Origin of the sequence: Actinomadura sp. 3N508 (assembly GCF_044326375.1) — a bacterium.
Lineage (GTDB): Bacteria > Actinomycetota > Actinomycetes > Streptosporangiales > Streptosporangiaceae > Spirillospora.
The window spans coordinates 598,058-617,309 of the sequence record NZ_JBIRAX010000002.1; the positions used below are offsets into that span (position 1 = coordinate 598,058).

At 69.0% G+C, this 19,252-nt stretch carries 14 protein-coding genes; 10 read left to right on the top strand and 4 right to left on the bottom strand.

What is annotated here, in order from left to right; translation table 11 throughout:
- Positions 1 to 20: 20 nt before the first annotated feature.
- Positions 21 to 3,896, bottom strand: coding sequence for an RICIN domain-containing protein (locus tag ACH34S_RS09060; RefSeq protein ID WP_395952422.1), 3,876 nt, complete (start codon positions 3,894 to 3,896; stop codon positions 21 to 23).
- A gap of 711 nt (positions 3,897 to 4,607) precedes the next feature.
- Between ACH34S_RS09060 and ACH34S_RS09065 the strand changes: the two genes are divergently transcribed.
- From ACH34S_RS09065 to ACH34S_RS09075, 3 genes are all read left to right on the top strand, one after another.
- Complete coding sequence (locus tag ACH34S_RS09065; protein ID WP_395952023.1) at positions 4,608 to 5,693, top strand: hypothetical protein; 1,086 nt, start codon at positions 4,608 to 4,610, stop codon at positions 5,691 to 5,693.
- A 221-nt stretch (positions 5,694 to 5,914) separates the two neighbouring features.
- Positions 5,915 to 6,358 carry a hypothetical protein gene (locus tag ACH34S_RS09070; RefSeq protein WP_395952024.1) on the top strand — a complete coding sequence of 148 codons (444 nt, stop codon included), beginning with the start codon at positions 5,915 to 5,917 and terminating at the stop codon, positions 6,356 to 6,358.
- A gap of 432 nt (positions 6,359 to 6,790) precedes the next feature.
- On the top strand, positions 6,791 to 7,618 hold the full coding sequence (locus ACH34S_RS09075) for a DUF4394 domain-containing protein (protein WP_395952025.1): 828 nt from the start codon (positions 6,791 to 6,793) through the stop codon (positions 7,616 to 7,618).
- Positions 7,619 to 7,685: 67 nt separating this feature from the next.
- Here the strand turns inward: ACH34S_RS09075 and ACH34S_RS09080 are convergent, their stop codons facing one another.
- Positions 7,686 to 8,984 carry an amidohydrolase family protein gene (locus tag ACH34S_RS09080; RefSeq protein WP_395952026.1) on the bottom strand — a complete coding sequence of 433 codons (1,299 nt, stop codon included), beginning with the start codon at positions 8,982 to 8,984 and terminating at the stop codon, positions 7,686 to 7,688.
- A gap of 287 nt (positions 8,985 to 9,271) precedes the next feature.
- On the opposite strand from ACH34S_RS09080, the gene ACH34S_RS09085 reads away from it, so the two are divergent.
- The 6 genes from ACH34S_RS09085 (at position 9,272) to ACH34S_RS09110 (ending at position 14,651) form a co-directional block, all read left to right on the top strand.
- The gene (locus ACH34S_RS09085; RefSeq protein ID WP_395952027.1) at positions 9,272 to 9,835 is read left to right on the top strand and encodes a hypothetical protein; all 564 of its coding nucleotides are present in this window, start codon (positions 9,272 to 9,274) and stop codon (positions 9,833 to 9,835) included.
- Positions 9,836 to 10,370: 535 nt separating this feature from the next.
- Positions 10,371 to 11,279, top strand: coding sequence for a hypothetical protein (locus ACH34S_RS09090; RefSeq protein WP_395952028.1), 909 nt, complete (start codon positions 10,371 to 10,373; stop codon positions 11,277 to 11,279).
- A gap of 54 nt (positions 11,280 to 11,333) precedes the next feature.
- The gene (locus tag ACH34S_RS09095; protein ID WP_395952029.1) at positions 11,334 to 11,471 is read left to right on the top strand and encodes a hypothetical protein; all 138 of its coding nucleotides are present in this window, start codon (positions 11,334 to 11,336) and stop codon (positions 11,469 to 11,471) included.
- Positions 11,472 to 11,545: 74 nt separating this feature from the next.
- On the top strand, positions 11,546 to 12,835 hold the full coding sequence (locus tag ACH34S_RS09100) for an amidohydrolase family protein (RefSeq protein ID WP_395952030.1): 1,290 nt from the start codon (positions 11,546 to 11,548) through the stop codon (positions 12,833 to 12,835).
- A gap of 2 nt (positions 12,836 to 12,837) precedes the next feature.
- On the top strand, positions 12,838 to 13,836 hold the full coding sequence (locus tag ACH34S_RS09105) for an ATP-binding cassette domain-containing protein (RefSeq protein ID WP_395952423.1): 999 nt from the start codon (positions 12,838 to 12,840) through the stop codon (positions 13,834 to 13,836).
- On the top strand, positions 13,833 to 14,651 hold the full coding sequence (locus ACH34S_RS09110) for an ABC transporter permease (protein WP_395952031.1): 819 nt from the start codon (positions 13,833 to 13,835) through the stop codon (positions 14,649 to 14,651). The genes ACH34S_RS09105 and ACH34S_RS09110 overlap by 4 nt, the downstream gene beginning before the upstream one ends.
- Positions 14,652 to 14,692: 41 nt before the next feature.
- Here the strand turns inward: ACH34S_RS09110 and ACH34S_RS09115 are convergent, their stop codons facing one another.
- Positions 14,693 to 15,346: a response regulator gene (locus tag ACH34S_RS09115; protein WP_395952032.1), complete on the bottom strand. Its 654-nt coding sequence runs from the start codon at positions 15,344 to 15,346 to the stop codon at positions 14,693 to 14,695.
- Positions 15,347 to 15,348: 2 nt separating this feature from the next.
- A complete protein-coding gene (locus tag ACH34S_RS09120; RefSeq protein ID WP_395952033.1) occupies positions 15,349 to 16,572 on the bottom strand; it encodes a sensor histidine kinase in 1,224 nt (407 codons plus the stop codon).
- Between the two features lie 465 nt (positions 16,573 to 17,037).
- Here ACH34S_RS09120 and ACH34S_RS09125 point away from each other — a divergent pair, with 465 nt between their 5' ends.
- Positions 17,038 to 18,915 carry a BTAD domain-containing putative transcriptional regulator gene (locus tag ACH34S_RS09125; RefSeq protein ID WP_395952034.1) on the top strand — a complete coding sequence of 626 codons (1,878 nt, stop codon included), beginning with the start codon at positions 17,038 to 17,040 and terminating at the stop codon, positions 18,913 to 18,915.
- Positions 18,916 to 19,252: the final 337 nt, after the last annotated feature.

Here is a 19,252-nt window from a genome sequence, read left to right on the forward strand (position 1 = left end):
GCGCGCCGTGGCCTTCGCCGTCATGGCCGGTACTCCAGCTTCCAGATGTGGCGTGATGGGATCGGCTCCGCCGGATCGGCCTGGAGCACGCGCGCGTTCTCCGGCGCTCCGTCGTCCTTCGCGTCGGCGACCAGGGCGCTGTGTTTGGCGATCAGGCGATAGCCGAGTCCGCCGTCGTCGGCGACTCCGGCGACCTTCCACAGCTGGTACTCAGCTCCCGGTTCGCACGTGCCCTGCTGGACGGTGGCACCGGCCTGTGTCTGGCCGTCCGCCACCTCAAGGCACCGGACCGCCGCCGGATCGCCCTTCAACGTGTTGACGTTGATGAGCATGAAATAGCCGTCGCCGTAATCAGCGAACTTCCAGTCCTGCCAGGCGCCGCCATTGCAGGCCCACGGCATCACGAAGGTCTTGTCGGCGGTGGAGCCGCCCGCGACGTCCAGGCATTTCTGGGTACTGGCGACACGCAGCCGGTACTTGATGCCGTCGAGGTGATGGCGCTTGAGCGCGGTGATGTTCCACAACTGCTCCTCGGCGACCGGTTCAGCGCAGGACCACTGCACGACGTTCGCTCCCGGGTTCGCCGATCCCGAGTCCACGGTCAAGCACTTGTCGCTCCGCCGGGATTTCAGCCGGTAGCCTCCGGCCTTCTTCTCCGGTTTCCACTGCTGGCCCGTGCTGCCGTTGCACTCGAACTGCCACACGTTGCGTCCGTCGGCGGTGCCCGAACCGTCCGTGCCGTCGACGTCCAGGCATTTGCCGCTGTTGGAACTGGTCAGCGTGTAGTAGCCGTCACCGACATCGGTGAACTGCCAATCCTGCGCCGGGTGCGAGTTGCAGTTCCACTGCTGCACGTTGGTGCCGTTGCCCGTACCGGCGCCCGCGACGTCCAGGCAGTGACCGGAACTGACGCTGTTCAGGCGCAGTGTCTTACCGGCGAATTCGCGATCCTGGACCGACTCGGCGTAGATCACGTCCAGGACGGATTCGTCCGGGTGCGCGAGCGGCCACAGCTGGGAATCGTCCACCCAGCCGTTCCAGAACGCGCTCCTGCCTGCGGCGGCGCCGGGTGTCGCGCCGACCAGCAGGGAGCCCGAGCCCGCGGCCGGTGTCCAGGCCGTGGCGACCGACTTGATCTCCGGTGGCATGACCCGCTGCGTTGAACAGTTCCACGGTTCCTTGGGGTCGCACACCTGGCGGCTCCCTTCGGCCTGGGTCCGCAGCCAGATCTCCTTCTTGTTCGGGTCGTAGCCGGCCATCAGCGAGACCCAGTGAGCGGTCCATGGCTGCCCGTCCCCGGCCTGCGCCATGTCGCGGGTCACGGCCGACAGGACCGTGCCGTCGGCCTTGCGGTGGCGGAACGTCCACCTTCCGGCCAGCCAGCCGAGCTCGAAGACCGTCCCGTCGGACGCGGCCTGGCTGACCGCCACCTGGTCACCCTGGACGGAGGCGAGCTTCAGCCAGGTCGAGAACATGAACCGGCGGCTGGTGTCGACCAGCGTGACCGGCTTGCCCTCCAGGTCCGTCCACGGCTTCACCTCGCCGAACTGCGTCGAGCCGTCGAGCCGGACCGCACGGTCCGTGGGCGACGCCGCGCCGAGGTTGCCCGGCTGCCCGAACGCCGGGCCGCCGCCGAACACCAGGTCGGCGTTCGGGTTCACCGAGCCGCTCGGGCCGATCGCGCGGGCGACGTTCCCGGTGGGCTCGTCCATCGACCAGGCCGCGTCGCGCGGCGGCTGCTCCACGCCGAACTCGTACTTCTTCGCCACGCTCGGATTGCCGGCCCGGTCGAAGGTCGTGACCTCGACCCACTGGGGCCCGAACCGCTTCGGCGTCCAGGCGATGGAGGACGACGCCCCCGCCGCGACCGCCTTCGTTCCTTCGGTCCCATCGGCGAACTTGTAGTGGTAGGTCACCACGTCGCCGGAACCGGCGGGCGCGAACGTGAAGTTGCCCGGCACATATCTGCGGGCCACCGGGTCATATCCCGATGTCGCACCGGCGGGGTACTCGGGTGAGGCCACCTCCGGCGTGTTCGGTCTGCGCGCGTCCACCGTGTATTCGCACCATTCCGACCACGGGCCGCGCAGGTTCGTGTCGTCCATCCCGCGGACTCGCCACATCCAACTCGTCCCGCCGTCGGGGGTGGCCGGGAAGTCATCTCCCTTGACCACCGTCAACGACGCGTGCAAATAGCCGTCAGCGCTGGCATGTTGGAATTTGCCTTGTGCGGGGACGTAGCGGTTCCAGCTCTCCGCCGGCTTGCCGAGGGGCGCCAGCTCGTATTCGGCCGCCAGCGGCTGCCCGTCGAACCCGCCCGAGTTGTCGCCGTCATAGTCGGTGACCAGAGCGTTGGCGGTCCGGTCCCGGGAAACCCCGACCCATGGACGGCCGCTACCGCGCACGCATCCGTACTTGGCCGTCCCGCCGTTCTTCATGTGGACGTCCTTGACCGGCATGGGATAGCGGGAGAACTTCACGACCATCCGCGGATCGACGTCCATCACCTTCCAGGTGTGGGTGTCGTTGTGGTCCGCGTCCGGGAAGAGCCCGATCGTGAAGAAATCCCAGCGGTGGTCCGTCGCCCACTGGACGAGACGGGTGAGATGGGAATGGGTGAACTTCACGTCGTTCGACGACCCGCCATCGCCGCACCCGGGGCGACCGACATTGACCGACGCGGTCGCAAGCCCATTCGTGGACCAGCCCGACCCCGGAGGGATGAACGACCCCGGACGCGAGTTGTACGTCGTGGACGAGGAGATGTGCTCGACGTTGTACAAGCGGACGTCGCGTGCCGTGCACGACCACGCGTGCATCACGTCAAAGGTGATCGCCGCCGAGTTCACCTTGACCTGCACGCTGCCCGACCATGCGTGCAGCGGCGTGGAGTCCATCCGGATATAGGAACGCTTGTTGGTGTGGTCCTCGATTTCACGACCAGTGGGCAGCCGATCCGGCTTCCAGTACGGCTGGTTCGGAAACACCTGGTCGACATAGGCCCAACCGGACTTCTTGGCGCTACCTCCGTCGCCGTCGCCCTCCCGGTGACCGGTCCAGGTCTGCCAGGACGGGTCCAGGACGATCGGGAACGTGGCGTCGGCGGCCGTGAGCAGATCAGGGTCGGGAGTCAATGTGAGCACGCCATTCTCCGCCGCCACCGACATCGGCGCCACGCTCGCCTTCGGAGCCGGCCCCGCCGCGATCTCCTCGGTATTCGCGGACTCGTTCGACGCCTCCGCAGCCTCTGTCCGCCCCTCCCACATCAAAGGCGCGGGCGCGGTGAACACCTCGTTGCCGGCCTCGTCCACGGCCGCGAGCCGGTTGCCGGACAGCTCCTTCAACTGGACGCCCGCAGCACGGACCCCGAACTCGATCTTGGCCAGCCCCGGATCCTTCGCCGCCTCCGGCGTCTTCACCACCACGTAGTGGGACCACCCGGTCGGCGTCGAGCGCACCATCAGGTCCACTCCGGCGCCGCCGCCGTCCACGAAGGTCGCGCTCTGCCCGTCGAGCACGGGCGCCGGAAGCCTGGCCCCCGGCCAGGTGAGCGTCAGGCTCTTTCCGTCCCTGGTCATCGTGGCCAGCACGTCATCGCCACCGGCGCCGAACGTCACCCCGTTGACCGACATCCGCGACGCGTAACCGCCTCCGGCCGTCCGCTCCAGCGTCAGATCGGCGTCGTGGAAGACACCGTCCCGCTTGACACGAACGGGGACCGGCGCGGTCTCCAACTCGAACTGCCCGTCGGGCAGGGCGGTCAGCTTCCGGGTCTCCGACGTCCGCTCGGCGACCTCGACCGGACCACCGGTCCGTCTGGCCTTCGCCGACGCGGCGTCCAAGGGCGCCGGAGCAGGCGAAGTGACCTCTTCCGCCTGCGCCGGGACGACAGGCACCGAAACCAACGAGGCCACCAGGGCCAATGACATCAAACCCGACAGAAGCCGGGAGCGCCGACACATTCCGTCAGCAAGTAATGACGGGAAGGATAAGAACCGATCAGCCGAGATGCGCACAATGACCTCGCCAAGTAAAGCTCGTCAAAGTTGCGTTAAAAGTAAGCCGTAGATCACCGGGCCGGAAGATCAACCCATGTGGAACTTTTGTGATCTAGGTCACATTGCCATTCGAGGACTTGCGTGGAATGCGCGCGCGCGATCTCTTTTCAACCCATGTCGAGACCGGCGACGAAAGGTGAACACCCGGCTTCGGAACGCAATCAGAGGCCTGACCAGATCCGGCCGCCAGTAGACACTTCAATGAAATGTTCCTACGTCAGGCCGCGGAACAGCGCCACTCTTCCCCGCCAAGTCCGTGACCTGGCACACCGCAACAGAGCGGGAGAACGCGGCATTTGAGAGCCCGACGGCGAAACCCCAGATACGGCGGCGCCACCATCACGAACGACACCGCTCAACGCGCTCCAACCTGGCCGGCTCGTGGAGGTCTCGGCGTCAGCTGTCGGTAGTCCTTCACCGTGACCTGGGCAAAGTATGAGCGTTGATCGGTGTGCCGCCGAGCGCACGATTCACGTCGCGGCGTCAACTTCTTGCACGGGGGTCATGGCGGAGCCGGGGTCGACCGCACTGGACAGGGAGTCTCGACCGATGAAACTCGACTACAGGACGATCTCGCGGCGGTCCCGGAACCCATCGGCACGGGGCTCGATGGAGTCACGCCTCCTGCGCCGCCCGGCGCGCTTGCTGCTCGTCGCGGTGCTCTCGTTCTTCCTGGCCGGAGCATCGCCGGCACCGGGAATCGCGCTAGCCACAAAGTCCGGTGACCGCAGCACGACGGTCTGCTTCGTCGCTCGCAACCACCCAGACCGGGAACGTGCGATGCGCGTGCCGTCGCACGCCGTACCGAAGATCCTGCGCACGTCGCTGTCGTATCTCGGCCCATGCGCGGAGTACGGCCACCCGATATCACTCGGCGACGGCGCGCTGCGCACGTACACCCAGCGTGTACGCAGCCGTCCGCTCGCGATGGGCGTGACGTTCCCGGCGTCGACATTGCGGAACCTGCCCGTTCCGGTGAGCGACGGCAAGCACTGCTTCGACAAGGACGGCGACGGCGAACTCGACCTGCACAAAGAATGCGCCGTCGGCCATGAGCACGTCCTCGACCTCCCGCGCGGGTTCCGCAAAGCCATCGACACGCCATTCGAGTGGTCGCTGACGAACTGGAACCCCGAAGGGCACATGCCGAGCGGCGTCTACAGCGTGCCCCACTTCGATTTCCACTTCTACATCCAGCCGCTGGCGGAACGGAACCAGATCCGCCCCGGCCCATGCCCGATACTCACCAACTGCGACGACTACGCACGCGCGAAACTGCCGGTGCCCGAGCGCTACCGCGCACCGGACTTCACCGATGTCGACGCCGTAGAGCCCGCCATGGGCAACCACCTCATCGACCTGACCAGCCCGGAGTTCCACGGCCGGCCGTTCACGCACACATGGATCTACGGCCAATACGACGGTGAGATCACGTTCTATGAAGCGATGATCACCAAGGCTTGGTTCAACGGTCAGCGCGCCAGCAAGACCCGCGACATCTGCGTGCCGTTCAAGCAGCCGCGCGAATGGCAGCGGTCCGGCTGGTATCCGACGAACTACTGCATCGCCTTCCGCGAAAACCGCGACGACTACACCGTCGCCCTAACCAACTTCCGCTACCAAAAAGCGTCTTGACGGAAACTCGCTTGTTCACGAACCCGCACAGGTGCGCGATCTGATCAACCACACCGTGCACCAGGTTCGCAGCGCGGCCCACCAGCGGCAGGTCGACGAAGCACGCGCCCCCGCGGGTGCGAGGTCCCCCTGGGGTACTGGGATCAGTTATCTTCTTGGGTTTTGGTGGTGGGGTGGTGGTGAGCTGTGAGGCCCATGGCGGGTTGGCTAGGAGAGGGTTGGTGGCGGGGATAGAGGGGTTCTGCTGGTGGGACGCTCCGGGCGGGGTTCTTCCCTCGGCTCGGCTGGACGACGAACGGTTCCGGGCCCTGGCCGACCTGCTGACCAGTGACATCCGGACCGACAGGGCCGGTCTGCTGGAAGCCCTGATGCTGGTCGAATGGGCACGCGAGGGCAGGGCGGGCATCGATGAGTGGCAGGGCGACTCCTCCGTCGCCGAGTTCCGGCCGGACGGCGTGCTCATCACCGATCTCGGTCCCGACCCGAAGACCGAGCAGTACTCCCTGGACGAGGTTCACGAGGCGCTCGTCAGGTATTGGCAATTCATCTTTCCCGGCACTGGGCAACGTCAGAGCGCCTTGGAGGCATGGGCGCGTGGCTTCGAGCGGGAGAACCCGGGGGGCGAGAACCCGCGGCATCCTTGCCTTGCGCATCTGCCGCTCTGATACCGCTCCAGTTCGCTCTCAGTTTCGCGCTGCGTTCTGTGAGTGAGCGAGGGCGCCGTTGACGCATATCGGACCCGACGAAAACGCGGTCTGAGGCACGGGCACTGGCGGCCGTGTCCTGGTGCGGACGTTCGGGGGAAACCAGCAGGTCATCCCTGGAATGACCATGTGCGGACACAGACCGGCGATGACCCGGCCCCGTAGCTGATGCACGATGTGCGTGCGGTGGACGAAAAGCCGTCCTCCGCGGACGCTCCCCTTTCAGTCGCGTTTCTCTCTTGAGCTCGGCATCAAGAATCGCTCGGTCAATTCGGCCTGCCCATAACTGCGGACGGCGTCGATTTCCAATGTTTCCCTCTAGGCAACCCCATCGGTTCCGGAAACACCCGCCACCGGATCGTCCGGCATGGCTTGCAAAGAAGGAGAGGGTTGATGAAGGCACGATTCAAGCTCGGGATGACCGCACTCGCCGCCGCCGCGACGTTGGTCGCCGTGGCTCCGGGCAGTGGCTCGGCCGATGCCGTCCGGCTGAAGGCGTACGGGATCTCCAGCGACGGCACGCTGATGGCCGCGTTCAAGACCGACACCCCAGAGGTGCTCGACTGGGTGCGGAACCCGGTTGGGCTCGTCACCGACACGGCGCTGATAGGGATCGACTTCCGGGTGCAGGACGGCAAGCTCTACGCCGTCGGCAACTACGGCGGCATCTACACGGTGTCGCTCGCCGCGGGATCCGAATGCACCCTCACGAAGGTCTCCCAGCTCACCGTTGCGTTGAAGGGCACGTATTTCGGGGTCGATTTCAACCCGGCCGCTGACCGGCTGCGCGTGATCAGCGATAACGGGCAGAACCTCCGGCATGACCTCAACACCAACACCACCGCCATCGACAGCCCCCTGTCGGCCACGTACGTCTCCGCCGCCGCCTACACCAACAACGACCTGAACGCCGACACCGCGACCACGCTGTTCGACGTCAACACCGACACCGACCAGACCGTCATCCAGTCCCCGCCCAACAACGGCACCCTGGCCGCGACCGGCTCTCTCGGCGTGAACGCGGCGGCCAACGCCGGCCTCGACGTCTACAGCGTCCTCGGCCGCGGCAAGACGGTCTCGAACTCGGCCTTCGGGACCTTCATCTCGGCGCTCGGCAGTTCCACCTTCTACACCGTCGACCTGCTCACCGGCGCCGCCACCGCGGTTGGCAAGTTCCCGCTCGCCATCACCGACGTCGCCGTCGCACTCGACCAGAGCTGACCCCACCGGCCTACCGCCACGGTGCGCCCGTCCCGGCTGGCGGGACGGGACGGGCTCACCACCCGCCTCAGGCGGATCTGCTGATATCTGGGACGTCGGGGCCGGTCAGCCAGTGCCGGTCCAGCGGTTCGGGCGGCGTCGGGGTGGCGTTCGACGTGTCGCGGCCGAGGTCCGAGGGGCGGGGGCCGATGCGCCGGGCGATCGGGATCAGTTCCGCGCGGTCGAAATGGAACATCTCCACGGCCGCCTCGCCGAGCATCACCCGGGTCTCGTCCTCCGGGATGTCGGCGAAGGTGTAGGCGATCCATTCCCTGGTGTGCGGCCAGCTTCCCTCCGAGTGCGGGAAGTCGTTGCCCCACAGGATGTTGCCCACCCCGATCTGGTGGCGGTCGGCGAGTTCCCTGCGCTTGGCCGTCGAGGCGCCGACGAAGCAGTTGGTGTCGAAGTACTCGCTCGGCCGCCGCTTCATGTGCGTGCCGAGATCCGCGAGCTTGCGCGTGCCGTGCTCGCGCTCGAAGGCCACGTCCATCTGCCAGAGCAGGCTCGCCACCCACCACAGGCCGCACTCCTGGACGCCGAACCTCAGCCCGGGGAAGCGCTCGAAGACGCCGCTCCAGATGAGGAACCACATGGGACGCGCCGACCACCAGGAGACCTCCGTGGCGTACAGCCCCAGGTAGAGGCCGAGGTCCTCGCTTGGGGCGGCGGAGGCGTGCGTCTGGACGGGCAGGCCCAGCTCCTCGCAGACGGCCCAGATCGCGTCGTACTCCCGATCGTGGTAGGGCCGGTTCCCGTGCCCCCAGAGGGACGGGATCATGACGCCGCCGCGCAGCCCGTCGGCATGGGCGCGGCGGATCTCGGCCGCCGCGGCCTCGACGTTCCCGACGATGGGGGCGACGATCACGCCGCGCCGGCGTGCCGGGCTCTGCGCGCACAAGCCGGCCAGCCATCTGTTGTGCGCGCGGGCGCCCGCGAGCGCGAGGCTCGGGTCGTAGCCGCTGCCGGACATGCCGAGGCCCGCGCTGAAGGGCACCGCCGTGGCACCGGACTCGCCGTCGGCGTCCGGGAAGATCACTTCGCCGGTGACGCCGTCCCGGTCCAGTTCCTGGTCCCTGCGCGCGGCGTCCCAGCCGCCCGCCAGGCCCTCGTCGTGCTCCGCGCGCCACTCGCTCACGAACTCCTGGTCGTAGAGCTTCTCGCGCATTCCGGTCGACGCCCGCATCCGCTCCAGGTAGCGATCCAATTGCGGATGGTATCTGGACTCGAGAAAGTCCCGGTACTGGTCGGTGCGCAGCCCGGCATGGGTGTCGGACGAGATGATCAGGTAGGGGGCGTTCTCGGCTGCATTGCCGGCGGATTCGGGCACGCTCTTTCTCCTCTGCGACGTGATGCGTGATCTGGCGGCCGGTCCGGTGCTCGGCCGGCGGACGCGGCCGCCCGCCGCTCAAGGCGCCGCGTGGTGCGCGGGAAGATGCCGTCCCATCCCGGGAATTCTCCCGCCGGCCGACGGCCGATCAATAGTCATTGCTGGGGAGAGTCACACTTTCTATGTATGCCGAAGGTACTTCTCCGCGGTTCCCTGAAGAGCTTGACGTCCTTTCTTCGGCATACCAGCATGACGGGGCGTCAGGAAAGGGAAGGTGGCTGGGAAGCATGATTATCGGCTTCATCGTGGCCTGCGAGATCGGCTTCTGGGCCGTTCTCGGTGCCGGGCTGGCCGCACGCTACCTGCTCGGCCGGCGGCGGCTCGGCGCCGTGCTGCTCGCGGGGGTTCCGCTCCTCGACCTCTTCCTGCTCGTCGCCTCCTATCTCGATCTGCGCGCGGGAGCGTCGGCCGGGGCCGAGCACGGGCTCGCGGCCGTCTACATCGGGTTCTCCGTGGTGTTCGGCCCGGGCATGGTCCGGTGGGCCGACGCCCGGTTCGCGCACCGCTGGGCCGGCGGCCCTCCCCCGCCCCGCAAGCGCCCCACGGGCAAGGCGCACGTACGTTACGAGTGGCGCCAGTTCGGCAAGGCATGCCTGACCTGGCTCATCACCTGCGGGCTGCTGCTCGCGATCATCCTGTCGATCGACGACTCCGATCGCACCAAGGAACTGTGGCCATGGATCAGGTCCATGTCGACCATGCTGTCGGTCTGGATCATCTGGCCCATCTGGGCGTGGTTCTCGCCCCGCGAGGATGAGAAGGACCCGCCGCAGGACGAGCCGTCGAACTGAGCCGTCGAGCTGATCCGTTGAGCTGATCCGTTGAGCTGAGCCCCGCCGTCCGGAGAGCCCCTGTCGACGAGCGGTCTTCGCGCGCGGTCGCCGAACTGTAGCCGCCGGACGGAGTGCCGCCTGTTCCGCCGCGCGGCCCAGGCCACCATCTCCCCATCCCGAAAGCGCCTCATTCCTGACTGACTACCGGTGACCTGACGCTACTTATTTCGCAGTAGTCCGCCTACCGATTCCGGATGAGCACGCCACCGGGAAAACCTCGGTCTACCAGGGGCGATGCACCGGGACTATGCATTTTGATGGACGACCCTCTCCTTAATCTAAATATCTATACGGCGCCGGAATCCAGCGACTTGATCGACCTTGACACCCCGCATAGCGGTGCGCATTATTGCCCTTGCGTATCTGACCTTGAATCGGATTGCGAGACGGGCGAATGACGGATCTTTCTGTGTCCAGCGGCCGGCGGGCCGACTCTGTGGAAGTCTCGGCGGAAAAGCTCCGTGCCGTCTTTCCGGGTGGAGAAATCCACGCGGTGAGCGACGACGAGACGCTTCTCGGCGCGGCCTCCCGGTACGGGCTCGCGAGCACCCCGATGGCCGAGGTCGATGAGCTTCCGGCCGGGGCCAACGTGGTCCTGTTCCTCCGGAACGCGCTGCTGAGCCGGGAGCTTCGCAAGAGGTTCCGCAAGTTCAGGGTCCTTTTCGTCCCCATCTCCAGCTTCGACGGCGGGATCGAGGCGGCCCTCTACACGCTGCGCCTCACGCTGCTGACGGATTACGCGGCCGCCTGCGAGCGGTCCCGCGGCTGGATCGACGAGCTCAGCAGCCACACCGAACCGCTCACCTTCGTCTCGAAGCGCCCGTGCTCGGACGGCGAACCCGGGACGAACTTCGTCTGCACCCTCGGCGACGACATCTCGATCGACGCCTGGGCCTCGCTCGTCATCGAGCCCGGGCAGTGGATCAGTGTGGGGAGCTACTGCGAGCTCGCCATCACCACCCGGCCCTCGCCGGACCGCCCGCGTCCCTTCACCATCGACGGCACCGCCGTGGCCTCCAGCGTCCTGGTCGCGCGGGACCCGCGGTTCGACGAGGCCGGCGACGCCCGGATCCGGGCCGCGGACGACCTCCGGCGCGAGCTCAACCGGCGGGCGCCGATCGTGCTGCGGCTCAAGGGCGGGGTGCTCTCCGACGTGCGCGCCGGCGGTGAGGACTTCACCGAGGCGCTCCGCGAGGTGACCAACCCGGCGTACGGGCTGCACGCCCTCGAACTGGGTCTCGGCACCAACCAGCACGTGCTGCCGCACGTGGACTGGTCGTTCAACTCGCAGCTCAACGAGGGCGCGGGGCCGGTGCACATCGGGTTCGGCGAGGGCATGACCGGCGCTCACATGGACTTCGTCGTCGCTGAGGCGACGCACCATTTCGGCTCGTCGCACTGACGGCCGTCATTGATTTCCCATCCGTTCGAGATGGCGAGAGGAGGTGAATGTCAAATGCGCAACCTGGTGATCCGTGACCAGTCTTGGACCATGTCCGAGACGCCGGACGAGCTGGTCGAGGCTCCTGAGGTGAAGGAGCAGGAGTCGGAGGAGAGCGAGTACACCCTCTCGTTCTCTTACGCTCGCGTCTGATCTGAGCACGTCCAGTGGGGCGGCGGCGGCCACGGCTCCGCCGCCCCACTGTTCTATTCGGAAGGGATTCATCAATGGTCGCATCAGACCGGCACATCGTGATCTCGGCGGACTGCCACGGCGGTGCCCCGCTCTTCGGATACCGGGATTATCTGGAGTCGTCCTATCTGGAGGAGTTCGATAGCTGGGCGGCGGCCTACGAGATCCCGTACGAGGACATGAAGGGCGAGGACGGCCCCCGGAACTGGGACTCCGGCCGCCGCCTGCACGATCTGGAACAGGACGGGATCGTCGCGGAGGTCATCTACCCCAACACCGTCCCGCCGTTCTTCTCCCTCTCCTCCCTGGCCAGCGGGCAGATCGCCGTGCGGGACGCGGCGGAGCTGCGCCGCCGGCGGGCGGGGCTGCAGGCGCACAACCGCTGGGCGGCGGACTTCTGCGGCATGGCGAAGGGACGCCGCGCCGCGGTGATCCAGGTCGTGCTGCACGACATCGACGCGGCGATCGCCGACATCCGCGCGGCGGTCGACGCGGGGGCGCGCGGAGGGGTGCTCCTCCCGGGCGCACCGCCGGGATCGGGCCTGCCGCCGCTCTACTACCACGACTACTACGGCCCCCTGTGGGAGACGTGCATCGAGCTGGGCATCCCCATCAACTGCCACAGCGGGGGCTCGGGCCCGAGGACGGGCGACCGTCCCGAGGACGACATGTTCTTCCTCATGGACATGAAGTGGTGGGACCAGCGGACGCTGCGCCAGCTCGTCCTCGGCGGCGTCCTTGAGAAGTACCCCCAGCTGAGGGTCGTGTTCACCGAGGTGGGCGTCAACTGGATCCCGGCGCTGCTCAGGTCCATGGACCGGTTCTTCGAGTCGGCGCGCACGTCGTCCGGGCTGGCGGGCGACGGGGTGACCTATCACGGGTCGCATGCGATCGACCAGCTGTCCATGCGCCCGAGCGACTACTGGAAGCGCCAGTGCTACGTGGGCGCGAGCTTCCTGCACCCGGCCGAGACCGCCAAGAGGGATCTGGTCGGTGTCGGCAACATCATGTGGGGCAGCGACTACCCGCACGTCGAGGCGAGCTTCCCCTACTCCCGGGAGGCCATCCGGTTCGCCTTCGCGGGCGTGCCCGCCGACGAGACGGCGGCGATGCTCGCCGGGAACGCCGCCGACCTCTACGGGTTCTCGCTGGCCGAGCTCCGCACGGTGGCCGAGCGCATCGGCCCGGGACGGGACGAGGTGGTCGCCGGAGTGGATCCGGCGACGCTGCCGCCCGCCGCGGCCCAGTGCCCCGCCTTCGCCGGCGCGATGCCCGGGGCCGCGACGACGCAGATGGGCGACAACCGCAAGCTCGTCGAAAAGTGACCATGGACGCGGGCTACGCGATCCAGGCCGAGGGCCTGGTGAAGCGCTTCGGGGAGACCGAGGCGCTGGCGGGCGTGTCGTTCACCGCCGAGGCGGGGACGGTCCTCGGCGTGCTCGGTCCCAACGGGGCCGGGAAGACCACCGCCACCCGCGTCCTCGCCACCCTGGTCGAGCCGACCGAGGGCACGGCCAGGGTCGGCGGCCACGACGTGGTCCGCGCGGCTCACCAGGTGCGCCGGCTGATCGGCCTGACCGGGCAGTACGCCGGGGTCGACGAGCTGCTCACCGGCACCGAGAACCTGCTCATGATCGGCCGGCTGCTGGGGTTCTCGCGCCGCGACTCCAGGGCGCGCGCGGCGGAGCTGCTGACCCGGTTCGGTCTCAGCGACGCCGCCGAGCGTCCCGCCAGGACGTACTCGGGCGGGATGCGCCGCCGCCTGGACCTGGCCGCCAGCCTGGTCGGCCGCCCGCGGATCCTGTTCCTGGACGAGCCCACCACCGGTCTCGACCCGCGCAGCCGCACCGAACTGTGGGACATGGTCCGCGGCCTGACCGCCGGCGGTGCCACGGTGCTGCTGACCACCCAGTATCTGGAGGAGGCCGACCGGCTGGCCGACGACATCATCGTGCTGGACCGCGGGCGGCTCATCGCGCACGGCACGCCCGACGAGCTCAAGGCCCAGGTCGGCGGGCACGTGCTGGAGATGCGCGTCCGCCATGAGGGCGACACCGCCGGCGCGGCCCGGCTCGCCGCGGAGCTGGCCGGTGCCGCCGCCGAGGTGCGCGAGGACGGGCTGATCGCCGTGGCGATCACCGATCCGGCGATCATGCCCGCGATGGTCCGGCGCCTCGACGACGCGCACCTCGTCCTGACCGAGCTGTCCATGCGCAAGCCGGGCCTGGACGAGGTCTTCTTCTCCCTCACCGGCCACCGTCCCGACAACACCGGAACCGAGGCCGAGGCCGACGACCTCGACGCCAAGGAAGGGGCCGCGGCGTGAGCGCCACGGGAATCGTGTCCCCGGCGGCCCGCGGCCTGCCCCGGCGGGTGCCGCCGGGGACGGCCGCGCGCAACACCGCGACGCTCGCCTGGCGGAGCCTGCTGCAGATCAAGCACAACCCGGGGGAGCTGATCACGCTCAGCCTCCAGCCGATCATGCTCGTGCTGCTGTTCACCTACATGTTCGGCCCGGCGATGGCGGGCAGCGTCGAGGCGTACCTGCCGGTGGTGATCCCCGGGATCATCGCCCAGAACGCGCTGTACGCTGGCATGACCACCGGTTTCGGGCTCAATACCGACATCGAGCAGGGCGTGTTCGACCGGTTCCGCAGCCTGCCCATCAGCCGCTTCGCGCCGCTGACCGGGCGGATCATCGCCGACACCGCCAGGCACGCCTGGTCGATGCTGGTCCTGCTGGCGGTGGGCTTCGCCATCGGCTTCCGGCTCGGGACCTCGATCCCGTCGCTGCTGCTGGCGTTCGCGCTGCTGCTCGCCTTCGTCGTGCTGTTCTCGTGGACGCCGGTCTACATCGCCATGAAGGTCAAGCAGGCGGAGAAGGTGCAGATCTTCGGCTTCGTGGTGATCTTTCCGTTGAGCCTGCTCAGCACGTCGCTCGTTCCCACGACCCAGGGCGTCCCGAGGGCGGTCGGCTGGATCATGGAGAACAATCCGGTCAGCCATCTCGGTGTGGCCATGCGCGGCCTGCTGGTCGGCGGCCCGGTCCTGGACCACGCGCTCATCGCGCTGGCCTGGGGCGCGGGGATCACGCTGGTGTTCGCCCCGCTGTCCCTGCGCGCCTTCAAGAAGCGCACCTGAGCACCTGAGCACCCGAGTACCTGTGCGCCTGCGCGCCTGAGTCAGACCAGGTCGAGTTCCTGCGCCAGGATCGCCGCCTGGACCCTGCTGTTCATGCCGAGCTTGGCGAGCACGCGGCTGACATGGGTCTTGGCGGTGTTCTCGGCGAGCCCGAGCTTGGTGGCGATCTGCCGGTTGGACAGGCCGCGGCCCACGCAGACCAGCACCTCCTGCTCCCGCGCGGTGAGCGGCTCCAGCACCTTCGCCTGCTGCTCGCGCGCCTCGGGCGGCGACATCCGGGTGGCGTAGTCGGCGATCAGCCGTCGCGTCACGCTCGGCGACAGCACCCCGCCCCCGGTCGCCACGGACCGCAGCGCCGCGATGAGCGAGTCGGCGTCGGTGTCCTTCAGGATGAATCCGGCCGCGCCCGCGCGCAGCGCCCCGAACAGGTACTCGTCGCCGTCGTAGGCCGTGGTCAGCAGGACGTTGGTCACGCCCAGCACGCCCATCCGCCGGGTGGTGGCGATGCCGTCCAGGCCGGGCATGCGGATGTCCATGAGGACGACGTCCGGGCGGAGCACCTGCGCCAGCCGCAGCGCCTGCTCGCCGCCGGCGGCCTCGCCCACCACCTCCAGGTCGTCGGCCGAATTGATGATCATGCCGAGGCCCAGCCGGACGGACAGGTGGTCGTCGACGACGAGAACGCGGATGGTCATGATCAAGAACCTCCGGACAGGGACGGTTCCGGACGCACCCGTCCGGACGGGCTCAGCGGAAGCACGGCGTGCACCGTCCACCCGGCCGTGTCGCGCCGGGCGGTGCACGTCCCGCCGACTCGCGCGGCACGTTCCGCCATGCTGAACAGGCCGACCCCGGAGCCGCCGAGCGCCAGGTCGGGGTTCGTCCGGGACAGGTCGTTCGCCACGGTGATCACCACCCGGTCGGGCAGGTAGGCGAGGACGGTCTCGACGGCGGCCCCGCCGGCGTGCTTGAGCGCGTTGGTGAGCGATTCCTGGACGATCCGGCAGGCGGCCGCCTCGATCTCCCCGTGCAGCTCGACGGGCGTGCCGACCGTCCGCAGCCGCGCCGGTGACCCCAGGTTCGCCATGCGGTCGACGAGCGAGCGCGCCAGGTCCAGCACCCCGGGCCCGGGCTCGGGCGCCGTCGCGCCGGTGCGCAGCGTCGCGATCAGGCGGCGGGCCTCGGCGACGCCGTCCAGGCTGCTCTGCCGGATCGCCGCCAGGACCGTCAGGTGCTTCTCGTCGTCGCGCGGCGCGGTGGCCGTCGCGGCCGTGGACAGCAGCGCGATGGCGCTCAGGTGGTTGCAGACGATGTCGTGGATGTCGCCCGTCACCCGCGCCCTCTCCCGCAGCACCGACTCGCGGCATTCCACGGCGCTCCTACGTCGCGCCTGCTCGGCGCGTTCGGCTTGCTCGCGGTGCCTGCGGACCGTCAGCCCCATCGCGAACGGCCAGGCCGACAGCAGAAAGGTGCAAGCCGCGGCGGGCAGCGCGCCCCGGTCGGACCGCATGGACGCCAGGACGACCAGCGTCGCCAGCCCGGACACGGCACAGCCCCCAACGACCAGCCACGGAACCACGCGCGCAGATCCGTACAGGGTCGCGTTGTAAAGCAGGTCGGCCAGGACGAGCACGGGGAGAAAGGACGGGCCCACCAGCAGGTCGGCGGCGACGGCGACCGCCGCCAGCACCAGCCCGAGCAGGGGTCTGGCGCGGCGTAGCGCCAAGGACCCGCAGGCCAGGACCAGCGGAGGGACGAGCCACACCGCGCCCGCCGTAGCCGAATAAAGGTAAAAGGCGTCGACCCCTAATAGAACACAACCCGAAAGCAGCGCGGCGATCGCGATCAGGGCGTCGTTCGCTCCGGGTGCCCGGTGCCGTCGCGCACGATTCATGAGCGCCAGCAGCCGATCAGTTCGCATAGGAATCATCAGAGCCGAAAGTTGATCGCTTTGCAAGCCTGTCGGACCATGGACTCTACTCTCAATTGAGTACACCGCCGACGACGTACTGCCTGAAGTATCACGCCAGTTCAGCATGCGCGGCACACGCGCCGCAACCGAGAGCGGACTGAGCGCGACTAACTTGTATAGCCGGAATATAGCCCGCTCTTGGACACTCCGTAGCGTCAGGCCGGAACACCTCACGACAACGATTATGAATGACGGAAACAGGACCTGTCGGCCGCTTCCATTCGTGTCGGACGATGAAATGGACATGGCCCATTCACGCGGGCTCCGAAGGCCGCGGATGAAGCCACGGTGAACGATCGGGAGCCGACCCCACGCTCGGTGCGAGCCGCGACCGCGAACGGGCGGCGCACACCGCCCCCCGTGATCATTCCCCGGATAGGGTGGGACCGGCCTGAACAGTGACTGGTGGAGCCTATGGACATCCGGCTTCTCGGGCCGGTGGAGGTCTGGACCTCGACCGGGCGGATCGGGCTGAGCGCCACCAAGGTGCGGACCGTCCTGGCGATGCTCGTGCTGGCCCGCGGGCATGTCGTCTCCGACGCCAAACTGACGGAGACGCTGTGGGGCGACGAGCCGCCGGCGACGTCCAACGCGCAGATCCAGACCTACGTGTCCAGGCTGCGCGGGACGCTCGGCGCCGCGGTCGAGATCCGCAGGCAGTCCCCCGGATACGTGATGGCGACGGGCACCGCGCGGGTGGATCTCGTCGAGTTCGAGACGCTGGTGTCCCGTGGCCAGGCCGCGTCGTCGGCCGGGCGGGCGGCGGAGGCCGCCGGGATCCTCCGGGACGCGCTGGCCCTCTGGCGCGGCCCCGCGCTGTCCGGTGTCACCGAGTACCTCGGCGACGCCTGGCGTCCCCAGCTGGAGGAGGCCAAGCTCGCCACGCTGGAGGACCGCATCGGCGCCGACATGGACCTCGGCCGCCACGACGAGCTGATCTCCGAGCTGATCGGGCTGGTCGCCACGCATCCGCTGCGGGAGCGGACCCGCGGGCACCTCATGCTCGCGCTGTACCGGTGCGGCCGCCTCGCGGAGGCGCTGGCCACCTACCGGGAGCATCGCGGCATCCTCGCCGCGGAGCTGGGCATCGACCCGGGCCCGGAGCTGGAGGCGCTGCACCGCAGGATCCTGGCGACCGACGCTTCGCTGGCGCTTCCGGCGCGCCGGGCGACGCCCCGTCCCGCCGTGGCGGAGGTCCGTGGCGCCGACGTCCGGCCCACCCACCTGCCCCCGGACATCGCCGACTTCACCGGGCGGCAGCGGGAGGTCACGTCCATCGGAACGTCGCTGGCCTTCGGGACCGGGCCGGAGCCCAAGCCCCGCGTCGTCATCTCCGGCGCCGCCGGCGTGGGCAAGACGACCACGGCCCTGCACGCCGCGCACCGCGCGCTCGGCGAGTATCCGGAAGGGCGGTTCTTCGTCGATCTGCGGGGCTCGCGGCCGCGCCCGGCGGACCCCGCCGAAGTGCTCGGCGGGATGGTGCAGTGGCTGGGCGTCCCCGCCCGCGAGATCCCGTACGGGCTCGACGCCCGCGTCCGGCTGTTCCGCAGCAGGGCGCACGGCCGCAGGGTGCTCGTGGTGTTCGACGACGCCGCCGACGAGAAGCAGCTCAGGCCGTTGCTGCCGGCCGGGACGGGAAGCGCCGCCATCGTGACCACCCGGCGGCGGCTGACCGCGATCGAGGGCGTCCGGCTGATCGATCTGCCGATGTTCTCCGCCGCCGAGGCGCTGGACCTGCTGGCGAAGATCGTCGGGCGGGGACGGGTGGCGGCCGAGCACGCCGCCGCGGAACGGATCGTGGCCTCCTGCGGCGGGCTGCCGCTGGCGGTCCGGATCGCCGGGGGGCGGCTCGCGGCCAAGCCGCACTGGTCGCTGTGCTCGTTCGCGGACGCGCTCGCCGACGGCCGCAGCCGGCTGACCGAGCTGGCCCTCGCCGACCTGGAGGTCCGGGGCCGCATCGAGGACAGCTACTGCCTGCTGCCCGAACCGGCCCGCCGGGCGTTCCGGCTCCTGGCGCTGCTGGACGCGCCCCGCTTCGGGGTCTGGACCGTCGCGCTCGCGCTGGACGCGACGATCGCGCGGGCGCGGGAGCTGGTGGAGCAGCTCGTCGACGCGCGGCTGCTGGAGGCCGTCAACGAGGGCCGGTCACCGAACCACGCCTGGTACGCCTTCCACGACCTGATCCGCGCCGTGGGCTTCGACCTCGCGGTTCGCGACGAGAGCTCGGAAGAGCGCTGGGCGTCGCTGAACCGGCTCTTCCGGCCCGCCGACCGGACGCTGGAGACCGGCTGACCACAGCCCCCCGGGCCAGGTCGCCGCCGCGGGCCCGGATCCGGGCACCGGCCGGACGGCGAGCCGGTGCAGCCGCGGCACCGGCCGCACGCGTGACCTGCGGCCCAGCTCGTCGAGCAGCGGCACCAGCGCGTCGGCGGCGAACAGGTGGCGGATCAGGTCGTGGCTCAGCCCGGTTCCCGTGCGGTCGCAGAGCGTGCCGCACGGCACGATGACCACATCGGCGACCGGCAGCGGCGAGTGTCCCCCGAGCCGTGTCCGGACGATGGCCTTCAACCGGGCCGCGACGTCCGAGCAGGCGGTGTCGCCGTCCAGTTCCACGACCACCGCGATCTCC